Origin of the sequence: Paraburkholderia tagetis, from assembly GCF_022213065.1 — a bacterium.
Taxonomy (GTDB): Bacteria; Pseudomonadota; Gammaproteobacteria; order Burkholderiales; family Burkholderiaceae; genus Paraburkholderia; species Paraburkholderia tagetis.
Map to the genome: position 1 here is coordinate 205,651 of NZ_JAKLJA010000001.1, position 20,285 is coordinate 225,935.

At 62.1% G+C, this 20,285-nt stretch carries 22 protein-coding genes and 1 pseudogene; 10 read left to right on the forward strand and 13 right to left on the reverse strand.

Going from position 1 to position 20,285, the window contains the following annotated elements:
• Positions 1 to 41: 41 nt before the first annotated feature.
• Positions 42 to 941: a transcriptional regulator CynR gene (cynR, locus tag L5014_RS00840; protein ID WP_238461692.1), complete on the forward strand. Its 900-nt coding sequence runs from the start codon at positions 42 to 44 to the stop codon at positions 939 to 941.
• Positions 942 to 1,014: 73 nt separating this feature from the next.
• Here cynR and L5014_RS00845 read toward each other — a convergent pair whose 3' ends face one another.
• Positions 1,015 to 1,239, reverse strand: coding sequence for a hypothetical protein (locus tag L5014_RS00845; protein WP_238461693.1), 225 nt, complete (start codon positions 1,237 to 1,239; stop codon positions 1,015 to 1,017).
• A 225-nt stretch (positions 1,240 to 1,464) separates the two neighbouring features.
• Positions 1,465 to 2,379: a bifunctional Delta(1)-pyrroline-2-carboxylate/Delta(1)-piperideine-2-carboxylate reductase gene (gene lhpI / locus L5014_RS00850; protein WP_238461694.1), complete on the reverse strand. Its 915-nt coding sequence runs from the start codon at positions 2,377 to 2,379 to the stop codon at positions 1,465 to 1,467.
• Positions 2,380 to 2,584: 205 nt separating this feature from the next.
• Here lhpI and L5014_RS00855 point away from each other — a divergent pair, with 205 nt between their 5' ends.
• Entirely contained in the window at positions 2,585 to 3,334 is a 750-nt protein-coding gene (locus L5014_RS00855; RefSeq protein ID WP_238461695.1) for a FadR/GntR family transcriptional regulator, read from the forward strand.
• A 109-nt stretch (positions 3,335 to 3,443) separates the two neighbouring features.
• Here the strand turns inward: L5014_RS00855 and lhpH are convergent, their stop codons facing one another.
• The 7 genes and pseudogenes from lhpH to L5014_RS00890 all read right to left on the reverse strand — a co-directional run bounded on the left by lhpH (position 3,444) and on the right by L5014_RS00890 (position 8,763).
• Positions 3,444 to 4,451, reverse strand: coding sequence for a trans-3-hydroxy-L-proline dehydratase (gene lhpH, locus L5014_RS00860; protein ID WP_238461696.1), 1,008 nt, complete (start codon positions 4,449 to 4,451; stop codon positions 3,444 to 3,446).
• A gap of 143 nt (positions 4,452 to 4,594) precedes the next feature.
• A pseudogene (locus L5014_RS00865) lies at positions 4,595 to 4,720 on the reverse strand (branched-chain amino acid ABC transporter substrate-binding protein); the annotation flags it as partial.
• A gap of 238 nt (positions 4,721 to 4,958) precedes the next feature.
• Positions 4,959 to 5,255 carry a hypothetical protein gene (locus L5014_RS00870; protein WP_238461697.1) on the reverse strand — a complete coding sequence of 99 codons (297 nt, stop codon included), beginning with the start codon at positions 5,253 to 5,255 and terminating at the stop codon, positions 4,959 to 4,961.
• Positions 5,252 to 5,734, reverse strand: a complete 483-nt coding sequence (locus tag L5014_RS00875; RefSeq protein ID WP_238461698.1) for a DUF2778 domain-containing protein — start codon at positions 5,732 to 5,734, stop codon at positions 5,252 to 5,254. Before L5014_RS00875 ends, L5014_RS00870 begins: the two co-directional genes overlap by 4 nt.
• Before the next feature lie 12 nt (positions 5,735 to 5,746).
• A complete protein-coding gene (locus L5014_RS00880) occupies positions 5,747 to 6,229 on the reverse strand; it encodes an Hcp family type VI secretion system effector (protein ID WP_238461699.1) in 483 nt (160 codons plus the stop codon).
• 12 nt (positions 6,230 to 6,241) lie between these two features.
• Entirely contained in the window at positions 6,242 to 6,442 is a 201-nt protein-coding gene (locus L5014_RS00885) for a hypothetical protein (protein WP_238461700.1), read from the reverse strand.
• A 77-nt stretch (positions 6,443 to 6,519) separates the two neighbouring features.
• Entirely contained in the window at positions 6,520 to 8,763 is a 2,244-nt protein-coding gene (locus tag L5014_RS00890; RefSeq protein WP_238461701.1) for an NADP-dependent isocitrate dehydrogenase, read from the reverse strand.
• Between the two features lie 558 nt (positions 8,764 to 9,321).
• Here L5014_RS00890 and L5014_RS00895 point away from each other — a divergent pair.
• The 8 genes from L5014_RS00895 to L5014_RS00930 all read left to right on the forward strand — a co-directional run bounded on the left by L5014_RS00895 (position 9,322) and on the right by L5014_RS00930 (position 15,381).
• Positions 9,322 to 10,350, forward strand: a complete 1,029-nt coding sequence (locus L5014_RS00895; RefSeq protein WP_238461702.1) for a helix-turn-helix domain-containing protein — start codon at positions 9,322 to 9,324, stop codon at positions 10,348 to 10,350.
• 161 nt (positions 10,351 to 10,511) lie between these two features.
• Positions 10,512 to 10,811, forward strand: a complete 300-nt coding sequence (locus L5014_RS00900; RefSeq protein WP_238461703.1) for a hypothetical protein — start codon at positions 10,512 to 10,514, stop codon at positions 10,809 to 10,811.
• Entirely contained in the window at positions 10,808 to 11,017 is a 210-nt protein-coding gene (locus tag L5014_RS00905) for a hypothetical protein (protein ID WP_238461704.1), read from the forward strand. Before L5014_RS00900 ends, L5014_RS00905 begins: the two co-directional genes overlap by 4 nt.
• 302 nt (positions 11,018 to 11,319) lie before the next feature.
• Positions 11,320 to 12,645, forward strand: a complete 1,326-nt coding sequence (locus L5014_RS00910) for an MFS transporter (RefSeq protein ID WP_420799999.1) — start codon at positions 11,320 to 11,322, stop codon at positions 12,643 to 12,645.
• A 250-nt stretch (positions 12,646 to 12,895) separates the two neighbouring features.
• Complete coding sequence (bufA1, locus tag L5014_RS00915) at positions 12,896 to 13,207, forward strand: BufA1 family periplasmic bufferin-type metallophore (RefSeq protein WP_238461706.1); 312 nt, start codon at positions 12,896 to 12,898, stop codon at positions 13,205 to 13,207.
• 14 nt (positions 13,208 to 13,221) lie between these two features.
• Positions 13,222 to 14,112, forward strand: a complete 891-nt coding sequence (bufB, locus tag L5014_RS00920) for an MNIO family bufferin maturase (protein WP_238461707.1) — start codon at positions 13,222 to 13,224, stop codon at positions 14,110 to 14,112.
• A complete protein-coding gene (locus L5014_RS00925; protein WP_238461708.1) occupies positions 14,084 to 14,896 on the forward strand; it encodes an HvfC/BufC N-terminal domain-containing protein in 813 nt (270 codons plus the stop codon). Before bufB ends, L5014_RS00925 begins: the two co-directional genes overlap by 29 nt.
• Positions 14,893 to 15,381, forward strand: a complete 489-nt coding sequence (locus L5014_RS00930; protein WP_420799991.1) for a DoxX family protein — start codon at positions 14,893 to 14,895, stop codon at positions 15,379 to 15,381. The genes L5014_RS00925 and L5014_RS00930 overlap by 4 nt, the downstream gene beginning before the upstream one ends.
• Here the strand turns inward: L5014_RS00930 and L5014_RS00935 are convergent.
• The 4 genes from L5014_RS00935 to L5014_RS00950 all read right to left on the reverse strand — a co-directional run bounded on the left by L5014_RS00935 (position 15,378) and on the right by L5014_RS00950 (position 20,171).
• Positions 15,378 to 16,898: an ATP-binding cassette domain-containing protein gene (locus tag L5014_RS00935; RefSeq protein ID WP_238461709.1), complete on the reverse strand. Its 1,521-nt coding sequence runs from the start codon at positions 16,896 to 16,898 to the stop codon at positions 15,378 to 15,380. The genes L5014_RS00930 and L5014_RS00935 overlap by 4 nt on opposite strands.
• Positions 16,895 to 17,821 (reverse strand): branched-chain amino acid ABC transporter permease, encoded by a 927-nt coding sequence (locus L5014_RS00940; RefSeq protein ID WP_238461710.1) that lies wholly within the window; start codon positions 17,819 to 17,821, stop codon positions 16,895 to 16,897. Before L5014_RS00940 ends, L5014_RS00935 begins: the two co-directional genes overlap by 4 nt.
• A gap of 14 nt (positions 17,822 to 17,835) precedes the next feature.
• Positions 17,836 to 18,711 (reverse strand): branched-chain amino acid ABC transporter permease, encoded by an 876-nt coding sequence (locus L5014_RS00945; RefSeq protein WP_238461711.1) that lies wholly within the window; start codon positions 18,709 to 18,711, stop codon positions 17,836 to 17,838.
• A gap of 188 nt (positions 18,712 to 18,899) precedes the next feature.
• Positions 18,900 to 20,171 (reverse strand): ABC transporter substrate-binding protein, encoded by a 1,272-nt coding sequence (locus tag L5014_RS00950; protein ID WP_238462112.1) that lies wholly within the window; start codon positions 20,169 to 20,171, stop codon positions 18,900 to 18,902.
• Positions 20,172 to 20,285 lie beyond the last annotated feature (114 nt).

The following is a 20,285-nucleotide window of genomic DNA, read 5'->3' on the forward strand; positions in this document are numbered from 1 at the left end:
TGCGATCGTCGCTATAAGTGCGCCTTATGGAGGCAGCCGCCTTGTTGCTCCGTCCGATCCGCTACGTGCTCACCGTGGCCGAGCTGAAGAATTTCACGCGAGCGGCCGAAGTGCTGCACGTTTCGCAGCCGGCGCTTTCGCAGCAGATTCGTCAGCTCGAAGCGGAACTAGGCGGCGCACTCTTCGACCGCAGCGGACGCACGATCAGCCTCACGGATTTCGGACGGGTCTATATCGAGCATGCACGCAAGGCGCTCGAGCATCTCGACGCGGGCAAGCGGGCGCTCCAGGACGTGAATGGGCTTAGGCGCGGCCTGCTGCGGCTGGCCCACGCGCCCACCTTTGCCGAATATCTGATCGGCCCCGCGCTGCGCCGCTTCCACGCGGCGCATCCGGCCATTGCCGTGGAAGTGAGCGAGCGGCCGCTCGAAGAGATCGAAGCGGGCCTCGAGCACGATGCGCTCGATCTGGGCATTGGCTTTACCGACGTGCGCTCGGAGCATATCCAGGTTCAGCCGCTGTTCGCAGAGCACATTGCACTGCTCGTTGCGACCGGGCATCCGCTGGCACGGCGGCGCAACCCGGTCACGGCAGAGCAGCTCGACGAAATTCCGCTCGCATTGCTGAGCCCGGATTTCGTGGTGCGAAAGTTCGCCGATGCCTACTTCCACGCTCATCAATTGCGCCCGCCCGTCATGGTGCAGGCCAATGCAGTCGGCACGGTACTCAAGCTCGTGAAGGCCGGCTCGCTCGCGACCCTGCTGCCCTCGACGGTGCTGCGCGAGCACAAGGGTCTCACGAGTGTGCCCGTGACCCCCGCGTTGCCGCAGCGCACCGTGGCGCTGCTCGCGCGGCGCCGCGCATCGCGCACGGTGGCCGCGCATGCCTTCGAGACGCTGCTGTTCGAGATGATCGAGGGGGAAGGGTTCGCGACGGCATGAGCCGCAGCGTCGCCCACGGCGCGCCGCGCGAGGCGGGCGCCGGGAAGGGGGGGCGCGCTTTTGACGTCGCTTTCTAGCGCATCTTGCGGCGCCAGAGTTCGTGGCCGGCGCAGATCGCGAGAAAGACGCCGAACAGGATTGCGGCCACCGAGGCCGACTGATCGCCGGCGCCGGCATTGACACCGGATTGCGCCGCGTGGAGCCAGAGCCCCGCGCCCGCTACCACTGCCACGAGGCCCAGCACAACACCCAGCGCCAGCACCGCAAACGGCGCGTGCATACGTTGCCGAATAGTCATATCGCTCCCCGACGAGCGTGTCCTTGCTCGTGCGGGCGGCGTTGTGCGCCACCCGCATGAGGTAACGATACGCCGCTGTGCGCAGCACGTCATCATGAATCGATGATGCGTGGCGGGCAGACATGTGCGTACGGTGCGCTTTCATGGAACCCCGCCCGTGTGCATCAGGGAAGGACTATTCGCCAGTTGCAGGGTGGCGTTTGGCGCGTGTTCTCAAACACGCGTTTAACCAATATGCGCCTGCGCCACCCGACAAGCAGCAAGGTCCCACGCAGCGCAACCAACGCTTTTGAAAAACACCGGCTTCATAGGCTTGAGATTTCCCTTGATTGCATCGGCCAGCGCATTCACGTTCGCCCAATCGACGCCGGCCTGAATCAGATCGCCCGCTTCGTGTTTCGCACCGGCAGGGTCGTCGACGATGATGAAACTGCTATCCACCGTCGCCTTGCCGACTTCCGCCGCCGCCGGCGTGAAGGCGCCGACGCCAACCACGAAACGCCCCGCTCGCGCGAGCGCGGAATACACCGGCGTTTGACTTGTCGTGACAGTCACGACGACATCGACCGAGTCGGGGACCTCGCCATCGAGGGCGCTGAGATTGGGTGCAATCGCACGCAACGCTTCGACGAAGCGTTGCGTGCGCTCTTGCGTCGAACCCTTGACGAGCATCCGCGCTTGCGGAAATAGCGCCGCGAACGCCTCCACATGATTGACGGCCTGCTTGCCCGTTCCGATGATCAGGATCTCCTTCGGCGCACCCGCATGCAGGCACATGATGCCGAGCGCGCTGACCGCCGCCGTCCGTCGCCCGGTCACCGTGGGACCATCGAGCACGAACAGCATCTCGCCCGTGAACGCATCGCACGCAATGACTTGCCCGTGAATGGTGGGGAGTTGGCGCTTGCCGTTTCCGGGGCACACGTTGACCAGCTTGTGGATCGCGATGTCGCTTGCGCTCGAAGGCATCGAGAGCATCACGCCGCCTTCCTGCAACGGAATGACCAAACGTTCAGGACTCACGATCTTCCCGGCGGCGTACTCCACGATGGTTTCGCGCAGCGTCTGCACGAGCGTCGAATAGTCCAGCAGCGCGGCCGTGGCTTGCGCATCGAAAGTTTTGACTGGCGGAGTGCTCATGGCTTGGGGCTCGCTTGAAAAAAATCGCTTAAGTGGATTCAATTTAAACCACATTTGGCTGGTTATCAATCCATGAATTCAGCATTTTCCCAGATTTGGCGTTCATATGAGCCACATTGGCACCGTCGAGCGGGCCGGTGACCCGTTTGGTATTTTCTGTGCGCGGAAGTGGTATATTGCAAACCATCGCTTCGAAAGATCCCATATGGCTTCCGCACGCATCGATTTCTCCGCGAACTTCCGCCCCCTCCAGATTTACGAGCAGGTCTCCGAAAAGATCCGCGCGGAGATTCGGGCCGGCAGATATCTTCCCGAGTCGCGCCTGCCTTCCGAGCGCGAACTGGCCGCCTTGTTCGGCGTCGGGCGTCCCGCCGTGCGCGAGGCGATCGGGGCGCTCCAGAATGAAGGCCTGGTCGTCACGCGCCGAAACTCCGGCACGTATGTCTCGGCGAATGCCCCCGAGGCGCTCGCGCGGGGCAGTGCACCATCTGGTACGGCCGAGGCGGATTTCGTCGAAGCAGACTATAGTCCGTCGGCAACGCTGGACGTCCGCCTGATTCTCGAACCCGCTATCGCACGGCGGGCAGCGGCCCACAAGAAGCGCGACGCGCTCGCGGAGCACTATCTCGCGCAGATGGAAACGCTGACCGATGTTTCGGATCCCGAACAACGTGCGCTCTGGAACAACAGCGACCGCCTGTTTCATCGCCAGCTAGCCGTAATGACCGGCGATGCACTACTGGTGAAGCTCGCCCAGGAGATTGCCGATACGATGGACCAGTCCTTGTGGAAGCGTCTCAAGGACGACGGCATTTACGATCCCGCACGCATTCGCCTTTACGTTGCTGAGCACCGGCTCATTTACGAAGCCATCGTGACCGGCGACGCGGATGCCGCCGCGTTCTACGTGGAACAGCACATTCATCGCGTCCAGCGCGATATCGCGCCTATCTGATTCAACTGATCCACCTGATTCACGCGAATACTGCCTCGATTGCAGAAAAAAGGCGCACGCCGGATGACCCGGTCGTGCGCCGCAAACCCCGTGTACGGGGGAATGGGTTTTAACGCACGAGGAAGCCATAAGTGAGCGGGTCGCGCTCGTCGATGATCCACTGCGCGAAGCCACAAATATAGGCTTCGCCCTCGACTTCGGGAATCACGGCGGGAATGCCCTTGACCGAGGTTTCCTGCAAAACTCGGCCTTTGAATACCGTGCCGACGATGGATTCGTTCACGAGCGTCTCGCCCGCCTTGAGTTCGCCGCGCTGATAGAGCTGCGCCACGCGTCCGCCGGTTCCGGAGCCCGTGGGCGAGCGGTCGACTTCGCGGTCGGCGAACACGCAGCAATTGGCCTGAGTCGACCCTTCATGGCGCGGCTGGTTGGCGATGATCGTGCCGTAGATGTGATTGATCTCGGGAATCTCGGGATGCTGCACCGGAAACGCCTTGTTGGCGGCTTCCTTGACCTCGGCGCCGAAACGAATGAGCTTCTCGACCGCCGATTCGCGCATGGGCAGATCGAAAGGCGCACCGTCGACGTAGAAATAAAACGCGCCGCCGTAGGCGATATCCCCCGTGACCTTGCCGAAGCTCGGCGTTTCCACCGTCACGTCGCGTTTCCACAGGAATGACGGCACGTTCACGAAGCGCACGCCGCCGGCGTGCTCGCCGTCCCACTTGACGAAGGCCTCGATGAAGCCGCAAGGCGCGTCGATGCCGACCCGCGTTTCAGGCATCGTCCGCTGCACCCAGCCCAGCTCGACGGCCGCGGTCGAGAGCGCAATGACGCCGTGGCCGCAGTGGTCGCTATAGCCTTCGTTGTGCAGAAAGATCACGCCGAAGTCGGCGCCCGGCGACACCGGCTCGGTGAGATAGCCGCCATACATGTCAGCGTGGCCGCGCGGCTCGAACATCAACGCGCGGCGAATGTCGTCGGCGTTTTCCTTGAGCCATGCACGGCGCTGGACGATGGTGTCGCCAGGCAGGCGCGGCAGACCGCTCGTGACGATGCGGAAGGCCTCGCCGCCGGTGTGGACTTCGACGGTCGAAATAGTGCGTGTCGGTTTCATGGGAATCGAATGGTCAAGCGGATGAGTGACTTACTTCGCATACGGCACGGGGAGGCCGTTGCGAATGACATAAACCGTAGTGGGGGCGCCTACCGGATCACTTGGCCGCGAATTCGGCCATGGTTCCGCCCAGTTGCTTGTAGGGGGCCGATGACGGCGGCCACGTTGTGATCGACCAGATTCTGGGCGACCTGCACGCCCACCTTCGGGGCGGCCTGGTCGTCCTGCGAGTCCAGTTTGAAGGTGACCGCCTTGCCCGCCACGGTGACGTGCTGCGTTCGGATGGGAAGACGCATGATGGTCTAGCGAAATTGGTTTCGAAGAGACCAATGTATTGCAGTGGTGGTGCTATGGCAAGCACTTTTCAAAAAAGAGCGTCGACCGTGGTCCTGAGAGGAACCAAATGTCCGGCGTTGATTAATGCGTTGTGCCGTGCCCCGGTGGCATCAAGTTCGACCCCTTTTGCATTTTGGGACACACAAGAGAACGGTTCTTTGAATGACAACCTTATCGTAAGAAAAATGAAATGGTGCGTCGCCATAAAAAAATGCCCACAACTCCAATCATTGCACCCGAAATTGCCATTGATATAGAGAAGTAAATTAGCAATGCGATCACACCCATATCGTCAGGATCCGGCATGTTGTTATTCAGGAAAAAACTGAAACCGAAGCGGATTGCCATATCAACCCAATACGGCATGTCGGTCGGCATGGTGAGATATAACGCGGTCAGATAGTATGCGCCGGTGATGGCCAGCGCTACGCAGAAAACGGACCATATAACTACCGCTAATCGCTTCATCGAACATCAACAGTACCGTAAGCACGCAATTTCGAACCTGGAATCGGCAAGTCGGGCTTATGCGAACGAATGTATCGCCGAAGATTTTCGAACGCGAATGGGCTAACGACGGTAATGCAACCTTCACTTAGCTGCAGCTGTCCTTCAGGATGAAGCCTGAAATGCCCTCGCTTGATGCCGTTAATCACCGTCGTGTCTCCTCCGTTCGCATTCCATAGCATAAACCACTTTGTGTGGTCGGTTGAACCGTATCCGTGTGCGTCATACCAATCCCAGAACCAGCCAAGTCGTCCGCCTGACTGTCGGTCAACGATGTAGTACGTTCCAGCAGGCAAGGGGCCGATATCGGACATTGCTGTATCGTGTGGATTATTGCGTCCGTGCTTTTGTCCAGAGTATGCCTCGACTGACCCGAAGCCCGAACATTGCAATGCTGAAGTCGATTTATTGTTTAATAAAAACGTGCATCTAAGCGGCATCGTATTATCTCTTCAAAAATAATTCCACGCGTCTTTGAATGTCACGTTTCCATCTGCATATCTCCACGTAATTTCTTCATAACGTAATTCAATAATCTCAAAATGATTTCGATGCTGGCTTGGCGCTTCCTTTATATTGAGTACTCGCGGGGAAATTCCGACTACTTTCACGTTCTTCATGTAGATGGTGAAATAAGCTTGCTCGATTCCTGCATCGTTTGTGCGGTAAAAGCTCAACTCGCCTGATTGCAGCGTCGACCCACATGCAACGGCCCGGTAAAGTAACGCCGATGAACGATCAACTTCCTTCTCGATGGTTAATGGGCGATGGATTCGCGTGCCCATGAGTTTCCCTGTGCTACCGTCTGTGGGCGTATGCACGCCGTGACTGAGGCTGAGAACTTCGATGCTTCCTTCCCGTCCGATGACTTCGCTAGAACCACGAATGTCTGCGCCACCTTCGTCTTTCAACCATAGATGCAAGGGAACTGCCATTGCGAGATCTCCTTAAAGTCGATTGCCGTTCAGGCTGTGGATGCCTGGCACTCGGGCGATGATTTCGGCAGGGGCCTGAAATGTTCGCCCGGTCAGGCGATATTCGACCGAGTTCGTGGAGTGACCAATGGGACTAGTCCGAAACACGCCACTTCCCGCCGCACCAAAAAAAACCGCCCTTGCAGCGACAAACGCTGCAAGGGCGGTTTTCATGAGGCAAGGCGCCTCTCATGCCAGAGGAGCAGAGCAGGGTGTAGATCCCAGCCCGGTCCCCCGGCTTCGAGTGTGGCTTACTTCGCCACGGCTTCGAGTGCGGCGTTGAACGTCGTGCTCGGGCGCATGACTGCGGCGAGCTTCGCGACGTCCGGCATATAGTAGCCGCCAATGTCGGCCGGCTTGCCCTGAACAGCGGCCAGCTCGCCAACGATCTTCTGCTCGTTTTCGGCCAGTGCCTTCGCGAGCGGCGCGAAGTGAGCGGCCAGTTCCGCGTCGTCCTTCTGTGCGGCCAGTTCCTGCGCCCAGTACATCGAGAGGTAGAACTGGCTGCCGCGGTTGTCCAGCTCGCCGGTCTTCGGCGACGGGCCCTTGCTGTTGTCGAGCAGCTTGCCGGTGGCGGCGTCGAGCGTCTTCGCGAGCAGCTTGGCGCGCGCGTTGTTCGTCTTGATGCCGAGGTCTTCCAGCGACACGGCCAGCGCGAGGAATTCGCCGAGCGAGTCCCAGCGCAGGTGGTCTTCCTGAACCAGCTGCTGCACGTGCTTCGGCGCCGAACCGCCCGCGCCCGTTTCGTACATGCCGCCGCCCGCCATCAGCGGAACGATCGAGAGCATCTTCGCGCTCGTGCCCAGCTCCATGATCGGGAACAGGTCGGTCAGGTAGTCGCGCAGGATGTTGCCCGTGACCGAGATCGTGTCCAGGCCGCGGATCACGCGCTCGAGCGTGTAACGCATTGCGCGAACCTGCGACATGATCTGGATGTCGAGGCCGTTCGTGTCGTAGTCCTTCAGGTACGTTTCGACCTTCTTGATCAGCTCGTTTTCGTGCGGACGGTACGGGTCGAGCCAGAACACGGCCGGCATGCCCGAGTTGCGCGCACGCGTGACGGCGAGCTTGACCCAGTCGCGGATCGGCGCGTCCTTCACGAGGCACATGCGCCAGATGTCGCCTTGCTCGACTTCCTGCGTGAGCGCGTCGAGCACTTCGCCCGTGGCGTTGTCGACGATGCGCGCCGTGCCGTCTTGCGTGATTTCGTAGGTCTTGTCGTGCGAGCCGTACTCTTCGGCCTTCTGCGCCATCAGGCCGACGTTGGGCACCGTGCCCATCGTGCGCGGGTCGAATGCGCCGTTGGTCTTGCAGAAGTTGATGATTTCCTGGTAGATGCGCGCGAACGTGCTTTCCGGAATCAGGCACTTCGTGTCGGCCGGGCGGCCGTCGGCGCCCCACATCTTGCCGCCGGCGCGGATCATCGCGGGCATCGAGGCGTCGACGATCACGTCGTTCGGCGCGTGCAGGTTCGAGATGCCCTTGGCCGAGTCGACCATCGCGAGCGACGGACGGTGCTCGTGGCACGCGTGCAGGTCGCGGATCACTTCTTCGCGCTTCGATTCCGGCAGCGCTTCGATCTTCGTGTAGAGATCGACCATGCCGTTGTTGACGTTCACGCCGAGTTCTTCGAAGAGCTTCGCGTGCTTCGCGAACGCGTCCTTATAGAACGTGCGCACGGCGTGGCCGAACACGATGGGGTGCGAAACCTTCATCATGGTCGCCTTCACGTGCAGCGAGAGCATGACGCCGGTCTTGCGCGCGTCTTCCATCTGCTCTTCATAGAAGGCGAGCAGCGCCTTCTTGCTCATGAACATGCTGTCGGCGATTTCGCCAGCCTGGAGCGAGAGCTTCGGCTTGAGCACGATGGTTTCGCCGCTCTTCGTCACGAGTTCCATGCGCACTTCGCGCGCGCGGTCGAGCGTGATCGACTTTTCGCCGTGGTAGAAGTCGCCGTGCTTCATGTGCGCGACGTGAGTGCGCGAAGCCATGCTCCACTCGCTCATGCTGTGCGGGTGCTTCTTCGCGTAGTTCTTCACGGCGAGCGGCGCGCGGCGGTCCGAGTTGCCTTCGCGCAGCACCGGGTTCACCGCCGAGCCGAGGCACTTCGAGTAGCGCTTCTGGATAGCCTTTTCTTCATCGGTCTTCGGGTCTTCCGGATAGTCGGGGACCTTGAAGCCCTTGCCCTGCAGTTCCTTGATCGCGGCAACGAGCTGAGGAACCGATGCGCTGATATTGGGCAGCTTGATGATGTTCGTGTCCGGGAGCTGCGTGAGGCGGCCCAACTCGGCCAGATTGTCAGGCACGCGTTGTTCTTCGCTCAGGAATTCGGGGAATTCACCGAGGATACGGCTCGCCACGGAAATATCGCTGGTCTCGACGTTCACGCCGGCCGGCGCAGCGAAGGTGCGGATGATCGGCAGAAACGCACTGGTGGCGAGCAGCGGCGCTTCATCGGTCAGGGTGTAGATGATGGTGGGTTGCTGGGTACTCATCGGCTTCTTGGCGGGGTCCAAAAACGGGGTGATAAGACCACCGGCTGCGCGCAGTCGGCGAAACACTCGGATTTTGCCTCAATTTGAGGTCGCTTGGGGGCTCACTGTCCATCAATTTCATATTATGGAAAGCTGTTGCGCGATGCTGTTTGGCCTCGAAATCGGTCTGTCTGCCCCGCGCGGAAGGCCATCCGCGCCAAGCGCAGTCGCTCAGGAGGCCCGTCAGACAAGGCTTTGCGGGGTGTGGGAGGCGATCTGCTCACGCCAAGGGTGGTTTCATGTTTCTTATCGTTTATATTCTGTCAAGCTGGTAAAGACCCTTGTAAAAAGGGGTGTGAATCGGGCAGTCTTATAGAAGAATTTCTTGCCGCCTGGGATGTCGCGCAGGCGATTTTCGCTACCCGCGCGAAAACCTAAAGTATCGGCTTCATGTGTCCGATATCCCGGCTGTCGAGTGGATGAATTCGACGCAGCGCTGCCAGCGGCGAATTCATCGAGCGCCGGCATCGACTCAATCCAGAAGTCGCTTCCCCGACCGCGGGGACCCCGAGGTGATCCATGAGCCAGGCGCCGGACTCCCTGCTTCATTCGCAATTCGATACCAGCGGCTTGCCGCGTTCCCAGCAGTTCGCCGCGTGGCGCGAGGCGATCAACGTCATTTTCGACACGCAAGCCACCGAGGCGCGAGACACCGGCTTCCAGACCAGCGTGAACGCGTATCTGTTTCCGGAAGTGGTGCTGGGGTCGATACGCACGGGTGCGCAGCGCTACGACCGCTCGAACGCGAAGATCGGCCGCGATGGTCACGACCAGTATGTGTTGCAGTTCTATCTGGGCGGCAACTGCCGCGTGCGTGACGGCGGGCCCGAGTCATGCACGCAGCCCGGCGATATGTTCATCGTCGATGCGGCCCAGCCGCTCGCGACCGAAACCACGCGCAGCGAATTCCTGAATCTGGCGGTGCCGCGGCGCATGCTCGCCCCGCTGCTCAACGCGCCGGACCCGCACAGCATGCGGGTGTTGCGCGGCACGCAGCCCATGGTCGCGCTGCTGCGCGATCATCTGGGCGCGCTCTACCGTCATGCCCCTCAGATGACGCATGCGGACGCTCAGGCCGTGCTGCCCGCGACGCTCCAACTCGCGGCTTCGGCAATCAATGCGAGCGTGAGCCCGGAACATATGCCGGCCGTTCAGCAGTGCGTTTTTGTGTCGATCTGCCGTTATCTGGAGCAGCACTTGAGCGACCGGCAATTGAGCGCGGAGCAGGTTGCATTCGCATTCGGCATCTCGCGCGCCACGCTATATCGGCTGTTCGAAAAGGAGGGCGGTTTCGCGACCTACGTGCGCGAGCGACGCTTGCGCCGCTGCCGCGAGTTGCTCGCCGATCCGGCGCGAGGCGGCGTGTCGATTGCCGATATCGCAGCCGAGCACGGATTCTCGAACGCCGCGAACTTTGCGCGTGCGTTTCGCCGCTCGATCGGGTTGTCTCCTCGCGCGGTGCGCATGCTGGCGCTGAGCGGCAGCGCTGCGCGCGTGCAAAACGCTTCAGTGGACGACTGGCGCGACTGGATGAGCTTGATGCGTTGAGCCCGGCCGCCGTTCACTCCGCTGTTCACACGTGAGACGTTGCAACAAGTATTTGAGACGTATGGACAGTTTTTGCCGCCAACCCCTCGCAGTCATTGCTCCCGCGTGCCGCCACCTGCAAAGATGCCGGCATCTGCGAGAAAGAGCAGAACGGGGGAAGAATGAAAAAGAACCTGAGAAAGCCGCCGCACGGCGGTTTGTACCAGTACGAGTCGGCCTGGCTGATCGAACTCGCACGCGGCGCTTCGCATATCGCCAGCGTGCTTTCGGCGGCGACCCTCGAGGCCGCCGTGCATGAAGTCATGCAGGAGTTCGTGGCGGCACAGGGCAGCGCGGAACTGGATGCATTTTGCTGGCTATTGGCCGAGCGGCTCGAAAAACGCGGGTGCGTGGCGGGCGCGGCCAAGGCCAGGGCATTCGATGCGTCCAGTCTCGCGCGCGAACTGGTTGGCGAGGCGTGAGCCAGAAAAATCATAAAAGCGCCAGTAAAGACGAAAAAGCGGAAGACAAAAAACGACAAGACAAAAGGACGGAAAAGCGAAAAGACAAAGCCCGATTCGGCGAAACGAAAATGTATGGCGTCGGCCCATATTGGCCGCACATGCTGCGCAAAAAAAAGCGCGAATTTGGGTTTCAACCAGGTGTCTCGATGCTCCGGTGCAAATAAGCTGCAAGCTGTGTCGCGTATTCACGCGTCCGGCGGCGGCGTGCTGCGCTTCGCGAGCGCGCGCCGTAGCGCGAGAACGATGACGACGCAAGGATCTGCGCCGGGGAGACTACGTGCGTTCTTGTGTACGCTTTTGCGTACGCATTCACAGTGCACGCAATACGCGCAGTGCGCGCAATTCACCGGCTTTTCGCGTCCCCTCTGCTTACAAAATGTAATGAGGTAATTCGATGTCAATAGAAAAATCCGCGGAAATCGCCGCACGATTCGACCGGCTACCGCCGTCGCGCACGGTCTGGTCGATGGTGATCCTGCTCTCGCTCGGCGGAGTGTTCGAGTTCTACGACCTGTTCTTCACCGGCTACGTCGCGCCTGGCATGGTGCATTCGGGCCTCTTCACGCCCGAGTCGCTCGGCTTCTTTTCCGCGCTCGGGCCGCTCAAGGTCGCGGGCTTCGGCACCTTTGTGTTCTCGACTTTCGCGGGGCTGTGGGTGGGCGCGCTCGTGTTCGGCCAGGTGGCCGACCGGTTCGGGCGCCGCATGATCTTTACGTGGTCGCTGATCTGGTACATCGCGTGCACGGCCATCATGGCGTTCCAGACGACCGGCCTCGGACTCAATATCTGGCGCTTCATCGCCGGCATCGGCATCGGCATCGAACTGGTCACGATCGACACGTATATCTCCGAGCTGATCCCGAGCGCCGAGCGCGGGCGCGCCTACGCGGTCAACCAGTTCATCACGTTCAGCGTGGTGCCGGTGGTGGCGTTTCTCGCGTACATCCTGAAGGACACGCAGCCGTTCGGCCTCGATTACTGGCGCGTCGTGATCCTCATCGGCTCGGTGGGCGCGGTGGTGGTGTGGTTCCTGCGCCGCAGCATTCCGGAAAGCCCGCGCTGGCTTGCGCGCCACGGGCACGTGGATGAAGCGGAGCGCATCGTCGCCGACATCGAGCGCCGCGTGGTCGCCGAGAAGGGGATCGAGCTGCCGCCGCCCGGCGCCATTCAGCTCGAAAAGGGCGGACGTGGCTCGCTTGGCGAAGTGCTGCGCCCGCCTTACCTGCGCCGCACGGTGATTCTTTCGATCTTCAACATGGCGCAGGTGATCGGCTTCTACGGATTCGCGGCGTGGGTGCCGACGCTGCTGATCGATCGCGGCATTCATGTGACGCATAGCCTGGCCTATGCTTTCGTGATCGCCATCGCGAATCCGTTTGGGCCGCTCATTGGCGTATGGTTCGCCGACAAGCTCGAGCGCAAGACACAGATCATCGGCGGCCTTTTGATCATGGCGGTCGTCATCGTGCTCTTCTCCCAGGCCTCGCAGCCTGCGGTGCTGATCGTGCTGGGCGTGCTCTTCACGCTGGCGTCGAACGTGATGTCGTATGCCTACCATGGCTACCAGGCCGAGCTCTATCCCACTCGCGTGCGTGCCCGCGCGGTGGGCTTCGTGTACTCGTGGAGCCGGATTGCGGCCGCGTTCGCGGGGCTGGCCATCGGCATTTTGCTGCATCACTACGGCGTGCCGGGCGTGGCGATCTTTATCGGCGTGGCGATGTTCGTGGGTATCGTGATGATTCTGCTCGGGCCGAACACGCGCGGCCTCTCGCTCGAAGATATCAGCCACTGAGCGCGCAAGAGCCGCCGCGCGCCGCGGCGGCCCCCCTTTCCTCTTCAACCCCCTTTCCTTCGATTCGAGCCCCGGGCCGCGCTGCGCTGCCCGGGGCGTTGGCACGTCTGGTGCTCTGTCGTGTGCTGCGCCGCGCGGTGTGCAGAGTCCGCAGAAAAAAATCTTCTACGCCGCGTAACCGTTGGCCGGGCCAGACCGAACTTGCTTATGAGGTCGCATGATCGCGACCCCAACCCTCGGAGAAAATACGATGAGCAAGTCCGCTTTGACCATTTCGTCGCTGTCCGCCGCATTCGGCATGGCGCTCGCCATGCAGGCACTGCCTGCTCAGGCAGAGGGTATGGGCAACCCGCCGCAAGTCGTGAAGGACAACATGGCGAGAATGGCGCAGAACCATCTCGAGAAGTGCTACGGCGTCAATGCGGTAGCGAAGAACGACTGCGCCGAGGGCGCCCATTCGTGCGCCGGTCAGGCCACCCAGGCGCGCGATCCGAAGTCGTTCGTGCTGCTGCCCGCGGGCGATTGCGGCAAGATCGCGGGCGGTCATATGAAGGCCGGCTGAGCGGCGGCGCAGCCATGAACGCAACCGTCACCATGACGCGCGCGCCAGCCGGCCCGATTCCCGTCAGGGCCGGCGTGGGCCTGCGCTTTCGCCACCATCGGGCCGTGCTCGACGAGCGCCCGGCGCTGGCGTGGTTCGAGGTGCATACCGAGAACTACATGGGCGGCGGCCCCGCAACGCAGTATCTGGATGCCATTCGGCGCGACTATCCGGTTTCGCTGCACGGCGTGGGTTTGTCGCTCGGCAGCGCCGAAGGGCTGGACACGATGCACCTGGCCCGCGTGTGCGAGGTGGCGGCGCGCGTGCAGCCCGGCCTCGTTTCCGAGCATCTGGCGTGGAGCGTGGCGGGTGGCACGTACCTCGCCGACTTGTTGCCATTGCCGATGACCGAGGAAGCACTCGACGTGGTTTGCCGTCATGTCGATCAGGTGCAGACGGCGCTTGGCCGCCAGATGCTGGTGGAAAACCCGTCCACCTATCTTCGCTTCGCGCACTCGACCATACCGGAATGGGACTTTCTCGCCCAGGTCGCGCAACGGACCGGATGCGCAATTCTGTGCGATGTAAACAATATCTACGTGAGCGCCTGCAATCACGGCTGGAATCCGCACACGTATCTGGCGGCGCTGCCGCCGGCGGCCATCGGCGAAATCCATCTGGCCGGGCATAGCGTGAGGCAACTCGAAAACGGCCGCACGCTGCGCATCGACGATCACGGCTCGTGCGTCGCGCCCGAAGTCTGGGCGCTCTACGAAGCGGCGTTGAAGCGCTTCGGGCCGGTGCCGACGTTGATCGAATGGGACACCGATGTGCCGCCGCTCGACATCCTCGCCGGGCAGGCGGCAATCGCGCAAGCGGCACTGGAGGCGATTCGACATGAACGCGCGCACGCCCTCGTTGATTGAACTGCAACAGGCCATGCGCCGCAGCCTGCTGCATCACGCCGATGAAGAAGCGGCTGCTGCCGTGCTGGCGGACGGCATCGATTCTCAAGCACGCCTGAGCATTTACCGGAACACGGCATCGGGCGTGCTGGCGAATGCACTTCGGCTTGCGTTTCCTGCCGTGCGGCGTCTGGTTGGCGATGAATTTTTCGAAGGGGCGGCGCATCTTTTTTGCAGCGCCGAGCCGCCACAGAGCGCGTGGCTCGACGAATACGGCGCGGCGTTTCCGGCTTTCCTCGCACGGATGCCGCAAATGGCCGCGATGTCGTATGTGGCCGATGTCGCGCGGCTCGAATGGCAAGTGAACGGTGTGCTGCATGCGCCGGATATCGCGCCGCTCGATCTCGCGCGCCTCGCGCAACTCGACGAGGCTGCGCTGGGGACGCTGCGATTGGCGCCCCATCCGGCGGCGCGGCTTTTGCGCTGCGAGTCTCCCGCCGACAGGGTCTGGCGCGCCGTGCTCGAACAGGACGACGCTGCACTGCATTCGATCGATCTCTCGGACGGTCCCGTCCATCTGCTCGTGCAACGCGTGGCAGAAGGCGTGGATACGCTGCGTTTGAACGAGGGCGAGTGGCGTATCGGCAGGGCGCTGTTTGCGGGCGAACCGGTCAGCGCGGCGCTGGCGCACGCGCCCGAAGCGCAAGGCTATGCGCTGCTTGGCGCATGCCTTGCACGCGGATGCTTCGTTCGAGCGTCGCAACCGCCGGCATACGATATCTCCGACGAAGGATTCCCATCATGACCCACCTGACTCACACCGCCGCCACCCCGGCGGCTGCCGCCAACGGGTATTTGCGCGCATTGCGGATGCTCGAGCGCGTGCCTTACTGGCTGCTCGCCATTCCATTGCGCCTGGCGGTGGCAACGGTCTTCTGGAATTCGGCGATGACCAAGCTCGCCAACTGGGACGCCGCGCTGCAACTCTTTCGCGAGGAATACCGGCTGCCGCTGTTGCCGCCCGATGTCGCGGCGCACCTCGCCGTGTCGATCGAGTTGAGCATGCCCGTGTTGCTGCTGCTGGGTCTCGGTGTGAGGCCGGCGGCGCTGGTGTTGCTCGGCATGACTTCGGTAATCGAAATATTCGTCTACCCGCAGGCGTGGCCGACGCACATTCAATGGGCGGCCATGCTGCTCGTGTTGTTGTGCCGGGGCGCGGGTGCTGTATCGCTGGATCATTTGATACGCCAGCGGTGGTCGAAGGCACCCGCATCCGGCCAGGGCGGCTAACCTTGATTGACGAGTGGCATGCCGTTCGGGTCGCGCGGCGGCACCGCCTCCAGAAACCCTCGCCCCATTTCCTGCTCGAAGCGCGGCGCGCTGCCTTCCCAGATGATGCGCGCGTGCTCGAGCACATAGACACGGTCGGCGTGCGGCAGCGCGAAGCGGACGTTCTGCTCGCCCAGCAGCACGGTGATCGGCGTCGATTTTTGCAGCGCATCCAGCGCTTTCGACAGTTGTTCGAGAATCACGGGGGCGAGTCCGAGCGTGGGCTCGTCGAGGATCAAGAGCTTTGGCTGGGTCATCAACGCGCGCGCGATGGCGAGCATTTGCTGCTCGCCGCCCGATAGCGTTCGCGCGGTCTGGTTCTGGCGCGATTCGAGTATGGGGAAAAGCTCGAACAACCACGCAAGTCGTTGTGTGCGCACCGAGTCTGAGACATGGTATCCGCCCAGATCGAGATTCTCCCGCACCGTCATGTCGCCAAATAGCTCGCGCGTTTCAGGGCATTGCACGAGTCCGGCGCGCGAGATGGCCGCGCCGCTCATGCCGCGCAGATCCCGTCCGTCGAAGCGGATCGTCCCTTTGTAAGGCACGAGGCCCGAAAGGGCGTTGAAGAGTGTCGTCTTGCCCGCGCCGTTGAGCCCGACCACCGAAACGAACTCGCCCTCGCGCACCTGCAAACTCACGCCATCGAGCGCGCATGCCTTGTCGTAGAGCACGCGCACATCGGAGACTTCGAGAATGGTCGGCTTCGCATTCGCAGCGTCGCTGGTCCGCTGGTGCAGTTCGAGCTTGCCGCCAAGATAAACGCGGCGCACCGTCTCGTTGCGCATGACTTCTTCGGCCGTGCCTTCGGCAACGTATTCGCCCAGGTACATGGCGAGCACACGGTCGGCCAGCGCGGAGAGGCTCTTGACGTTGTGATCGACCAGCAGCACGGCGCGGCCTTCGTCGCGAAAGCCGCGAATCAGTTCGGAGAATGCGCCCGATTCGTCGACGGTCAGCCCGGCAAACGGCTCGTCGACGAGCACGACCTTGGGGTCGCGCGCAATCGCTTTGGCCATTTCCATGCGCCGCAGGTCGGCGAACGGCAGCGTCGCAGGATGCCGGTGCATGACGGCGGCAAGTCCCACGCGTTCGGCAATCTCGCGCGCACGCTGATGCACGTGTGGTTCGGCGGCGAGCTTGACGAGCGAATCGGGAAGCAGCGCGAGCTTGATGTGTTCGAGCACCGTCTGGCGATGCAGCGGGCGCGAATGCTGGAACACGATGCCCACGCCCGCGCGTGCGATGCGGTGCGGCGCCCAGCCCGCCATCTCGACGCCATCGACCTTGACGGACCCCGCATTGGGCCGCTCGATGCCCATGATCAGTTTCATGACGGTCGACTTGCCCGAGCCATTGGGGCCGATCAGGCCGAGGATCTCGCCGGGCCGGATATCGAAGCCAATGTTCTTGACGGCGACGAGACCGCCGAAGCGCTTGGTCAACCCGCGTACCGAGAGAAGCGGGGTGTCTTTCATGGGCGCTCCTTCACGCGCAGCAGATTGCCGAGCAATCCATCGGGAAAGAAGAGGAGGGCGGCGAGCGCGACCGCGGCGACGACGAACGTATTGAGCTGACCGAGCGGGCGCAGGAATTCGCCGGCGACGATCAGGAAGATCGAGCCGAGCACGGCGCCGAGTATGGTGCGCCGCCCGCCGAGCACGGCCGCGATGATGATCTGGATTCCTACGCCAAGATCGACCACCGTGCTCACCGACGCGGTGCCCTGGTAAAACACCAGCATCGCGCCTGCCACGCCCGAGAACAGGGCGCTGATGCAGAACGCCACGAGCTTGTGACGGGTCACGTCGAAACCCAGCGCTTGCGCACCGATGGCGTCCTGACCGCTCGCCTGCAGGATCAAGCCGATTGCCGAGCGCGACAGGCCGAACAGCAGGATCGCGCAAATAATGAGGAATACGAGTGCGATCCAGTAGTTATGCTTTGCATCGACCGACATCACATCCGGCACCATCATGCCGATCTCGCCGCCCGTAATGCCCGCGAAAATCACAATCGCGTTTTGAAGCAGCAGCACGGCAACCAGCGTGACGAGACCGAAGTAGGGGCCGCGCAGCCGCAGTGCGGGCACCGCGAGCAGCAGGCCGCCGACCAGCGCGACGAGGCCGCCCGCCACGACGCAAACGGGTATGGACAAGCTCCATCTCGCATCGAGTATCGCCGCTGTATAGGCGCCCAGGCCGATCAGGAACGTCGGGCCGAAGTTGACCTCGCCGGCGAAACCGAACAGCAAGTCCCACGACATGGCGAAGACGCCGAAATAAAACGCGACCGTGAGCACGCCGAGCAGATAACCCGACACCCCCAATGGCAACACCGCCGCTATGGCGGCCAGCAGGACGGCCACCCAGAACACACGCGAACGCATAAGAACGGTCATGGGGCTTTGCTCCGCTAACGCCGCCCAAGAAAGCCCTGAGGCCGGACATACACGACGAGCACCAGCAGCAGCAACGCGGGCAGCGGCCGCAGGGTCGGCGCAACGAGATAGGCGGTGATGGTCTCCAGATAGCCCACGACGTAAGCCGCCATGAGCGAGCCGGACACGCTGCCGAGCCCGCCCAGCACGACGATCGAGAACGCGCTGGCCGTGAGCTGGCCCGCGTTGTTGGTGCTCACGCCAAGGAACGACGCGAGCAGTACCCCCGCCATGCCGGCCAGTACGCCGTAGATGCTCCATGCGAGCAGGTAAATGCGCGAAAGCTCGAATCCGAGCAGCGTGAGCCCGCGCGGATTCATCGACGCCGCGGTCAGCGCCTTGCCCGCGCGCGTGCGGTTCACGAATAGCCATAGCAGGCCGATCACCGCCCAGCAAACCACGGCGATCATGATTTCGTTGTACGGTACGCGCACGCCTGCGATGGTGGCCACGCCACGGATAAGCGGGCGCATCGTCACCGGGTTATCGGAAAAGAGCCACGCCATGCCCTGCTGAATCATGATGCCCCACAGCAGCGTGCCCGTGAGCACGAAGATCTCTTTCTCTTCGCCGGGAATGGCGGCGGAGCGCTGAATGGGCCGCACGACCATCAGGTAGGTGATGTAGGCCGTCACCAGACCGGCGAGCACGCCGAGCAGCGTGCCGAGATACGTTCCGAGACCGGCCTCTCCCGCGAGCATCCAGCCCATCAGCGCCGCGACCAGCATCACGCCGCCGTGCGCGAGGTTCAATATGCCGGAGACGCCGAAAATCAGCGTGAAGCCGATGGCGCCCAGCGCGTAGAGCGAGCTGATCGCAAAGCCGTCGACGAGGATCTGCAGGAGCAGCATGTCGGGCCTTTCAGGTGAGTTGGGGTGTCGATACACGCGCTGTCCGGCCCTTTGCGGCGCGAGGGGCCGGACAGCATGAGGCAACATCAGGCAATCTCAGGCAAACATCGTGCAAACATCGGACAACATCGGTCGTCATTGCGGCGCGAACGAGTGTTTCGTCGCGCCGCCGTGCAGGGTCGTGCCAGCTAGTTCGCGCTTGCGTGCTGCACCTTGACGAAGGACGGAAACTTGACGGTGCCGTTGGCAATGGACTTGGGCCAGATCGCGACCTGCTTGCCGTTTTGCCATTGCAGGTCGATCCCCGTGATGTAGCCAGGGCCGTATTTCAGCGCATGGGTGAACGGGTCGCTCTTGCCGTAGAACTGCCAGCGCCCAATCGTGCCCACGTAGTCGGTCTTCTCCAGCGCATCGACCATCTGGTCGGGATCTGTCGAGCCCTTGTTACGCTTGATCGCGTCCGCGAGGATGTAGACGAGGTCGTAGGTCGAGAAGCCGCAATACGCGGGCGACACGCTGAACTTCTTCTGATAGGCCTCGGTAAAGGGCACGGTCTTCGGCGTGATCGCCACGCCAGGCGCCGCGGCGGAAGCCGTGATCACCCCTTCCGTCGCCCCGTTGGTGTCCTTCCAGAAGCTCGTGGTCGTCGCTTGCGAGCTTTGCCCCGTCATGGGAACCGGCACTTGCTGGTCGTGCCATTGCACGGTGGGTTGCACGCCAACGTGGCTGATGCCCGTGGTGATCGTATCGGGGTGCTTGGCCTCGATCTGATTGAAGATGGGTGTGAAGTCGGTGGTATCCGGATTGAAGCGGATATGGTCGAGCACCTGAAGGCCGGCTTTGGGCAGGCACTCCATGAAGCGCTCGTCAAGCGGCTTGGTCCACGCTGCGTCCTCGCTCATGATGGACGTCGTTTTCATCTTGAACTGGCCGACCAGGATGTCGTGCGAAAAGTCGCAGATCGACTGGGCGATGAACGCCGACGTCATCCAGCCGTGGAAGGTGTATTTGTAGTGATCGTAGTCGTCGTGGACGTGCTTCGAAATATCGTTGCTCGCCGCGCCGGGCGTAATGAAAGGCATTTTCAGCCGGGCCGACCACGGCTCCATCGCGAGCGCCACTTCGCTGATATAGCTGCCGATGATGGCGACGACCTTGTCCTGAGTCGCGGCGCGCTGAAATGCGCGCACGCCGTCCGAGGCCGAGGAATGGTCGTCATACGCGATGATCTGGATGGGCCGGCCATCGACCCCGCCATGAGCGTTGATTTCATCGGCGGCGAGCTGGGCCGCCTTGCTGATCGAGGCGCCGGCTACCGCGGATTCCTCGCTGATCACACCGATCTTGATCGGTTCCCCTGCTGCATGGGCGCCGGTAGTCGGCCCCAAGGTTAGCCCCGCTACCGCCGTACCTGCCGCGACGACGCGATACAGGTTGTGCCACGCTCCGTTCCTGGACATCATGCATCTCCGATTCTATGGGATCGTTGTGCAACAGTTGCCCGCTACCTTGCAGCTTTGAAGGGTGCACTGACAACAATATCATTGGTTTTCATGCGTGCTACATCGGTACAA

Coding starts and splice junctions, on each gene's coding strand:
- L5014_RS00950 (WP_238462112.1), bottom strand. CDS start 20,171: ATGTCCAGGAACGGAGCGTGGCACAACCTGTATCGCGTCGTCGCGGCA.
- L5014_RS00885 (WP_238461700.1), bottom strand. CDS start 6,442: ATGAAAACCGCCCTTGCAGCGTTTGTCGCTGCAAGGGCGGTTTTTTTT.
- lhpI (WP_238461694.1), bottom strand. CDS start 2,379: ATGAGCACTCCGCCAGTCAAAACTTTCGATGCGCAAGCCACGGCCGCG.
- L5014_RS00875 (WP_238461698.1), bottom strand. CDS start 5,734: ATGCCGCTTAGATGCACGTTTTTATTAAACAATAAATCGACTTCAGCA.
- L5014_RS00890 (WP_238461701.1), bottom strand. CDS start 8,763: ATGAGTACCCAGCAACCCACCATCATCTACACCCTGACCGATGAAGCG.
- bufB (WP_238461707.1), top strand. CDS start 13,222: ATGAACGCAACCGTCACCATGACGCGCGCGCCAGCCGGCCCGATTCCC.
- L5014_RS00870 (WP_238461697.1), bottom strand. CDS start 5,255: ATGAAGCGATTAGCGGTAGTTATATGGTCCGTTTTCTGCGTAGCGCTG.
- L5014_RS00930 (WP_420799991.1), top strand. CDS start 14,893: ATGACCCACCTGACTCACACCGCCGCCACCCCGGCGGCTGCCGCCAAC.
- L5014_RS00855 (WP_238461695.1), top strand. CDS start 2,585: ATGGCTTCCGCACGCATCGATTTCTCCGCGAACTTCCGCCCCCTCCAG.
- L5014_RS00900 (WP_238461703.1), top strand. CDS start 10,512: ATGAAAAAGAACCTGAGAAAGCCGCCGCACGGCGGTTTGTACCAGTAC.
- L5014_RS00945 (WP_238461711.1), bottom strand. CDS start 18,711: ATGCTGCTCCTGCAGATCCTCGTCGACGGCTTTGCGATCAGCTCGCTC.
- L5014_RS00845 (WP_238461693.1), bottom strand. CDS start 1,239: ATGACTATTCGGCAACGTATGCACGCGCCGTTTGCGGTGCTGGCGCTG.
- L5014_RS00880 (WP_238461699.1), bottom strand. CDS start 6,229: ATGGCAGTTCCCTTGCATCTATGGTTGAAAGACGAAGGTGGCGCAGAC.
- L5014_RS00910 (WP_420799999.1), top strand. CDS start 11,320: ATGGTGATCCTGCTCTCGCTCGGCGGAGTGTTCGAGTTCTACGACCTG.
- bufA1 (WP_238461706.1), top strand. CDS start 12,896: ATGAGCAAGTCCGCTTTGACCATTTCGTCGCTGTCCGCCGCATTCGGC.
- L5014_RS00935 (WP_238461709.1), bottom strand. CDS start 16,898: ATGAAAGACACCCCGCTTCTCTCGGTACGCGGGTTGACCAAGCGCTTC.
- L5014_RS00940 (WP_238461710.1), bottom strand. CDS start 17,821: ATGACCGTTCTTATGCGTTCGCGTGTGTTCTGGGTGGCCGTCCTGCTG.
- lhpH (WP_238461696.1), bottom strand. CDS start 4,451: ATGAAACCGACACGCACTATTTCGACCGTCGAAGTCCACACCGGCGGC.
- L5014_RS00925 (WP_238461708.1), top strand. CDS start 14,084: ATGAACGCGCGCACGCCCTCGTTGATTGAACTGCAACAGGCCATGCGC.
- L5014_RS00895 (WP_238461702.1), top strand. CDS start 9,322: ATGAGCCAGGCGCCGGACTCCCTGCTTCATTCGCAATTCGATACCAGC.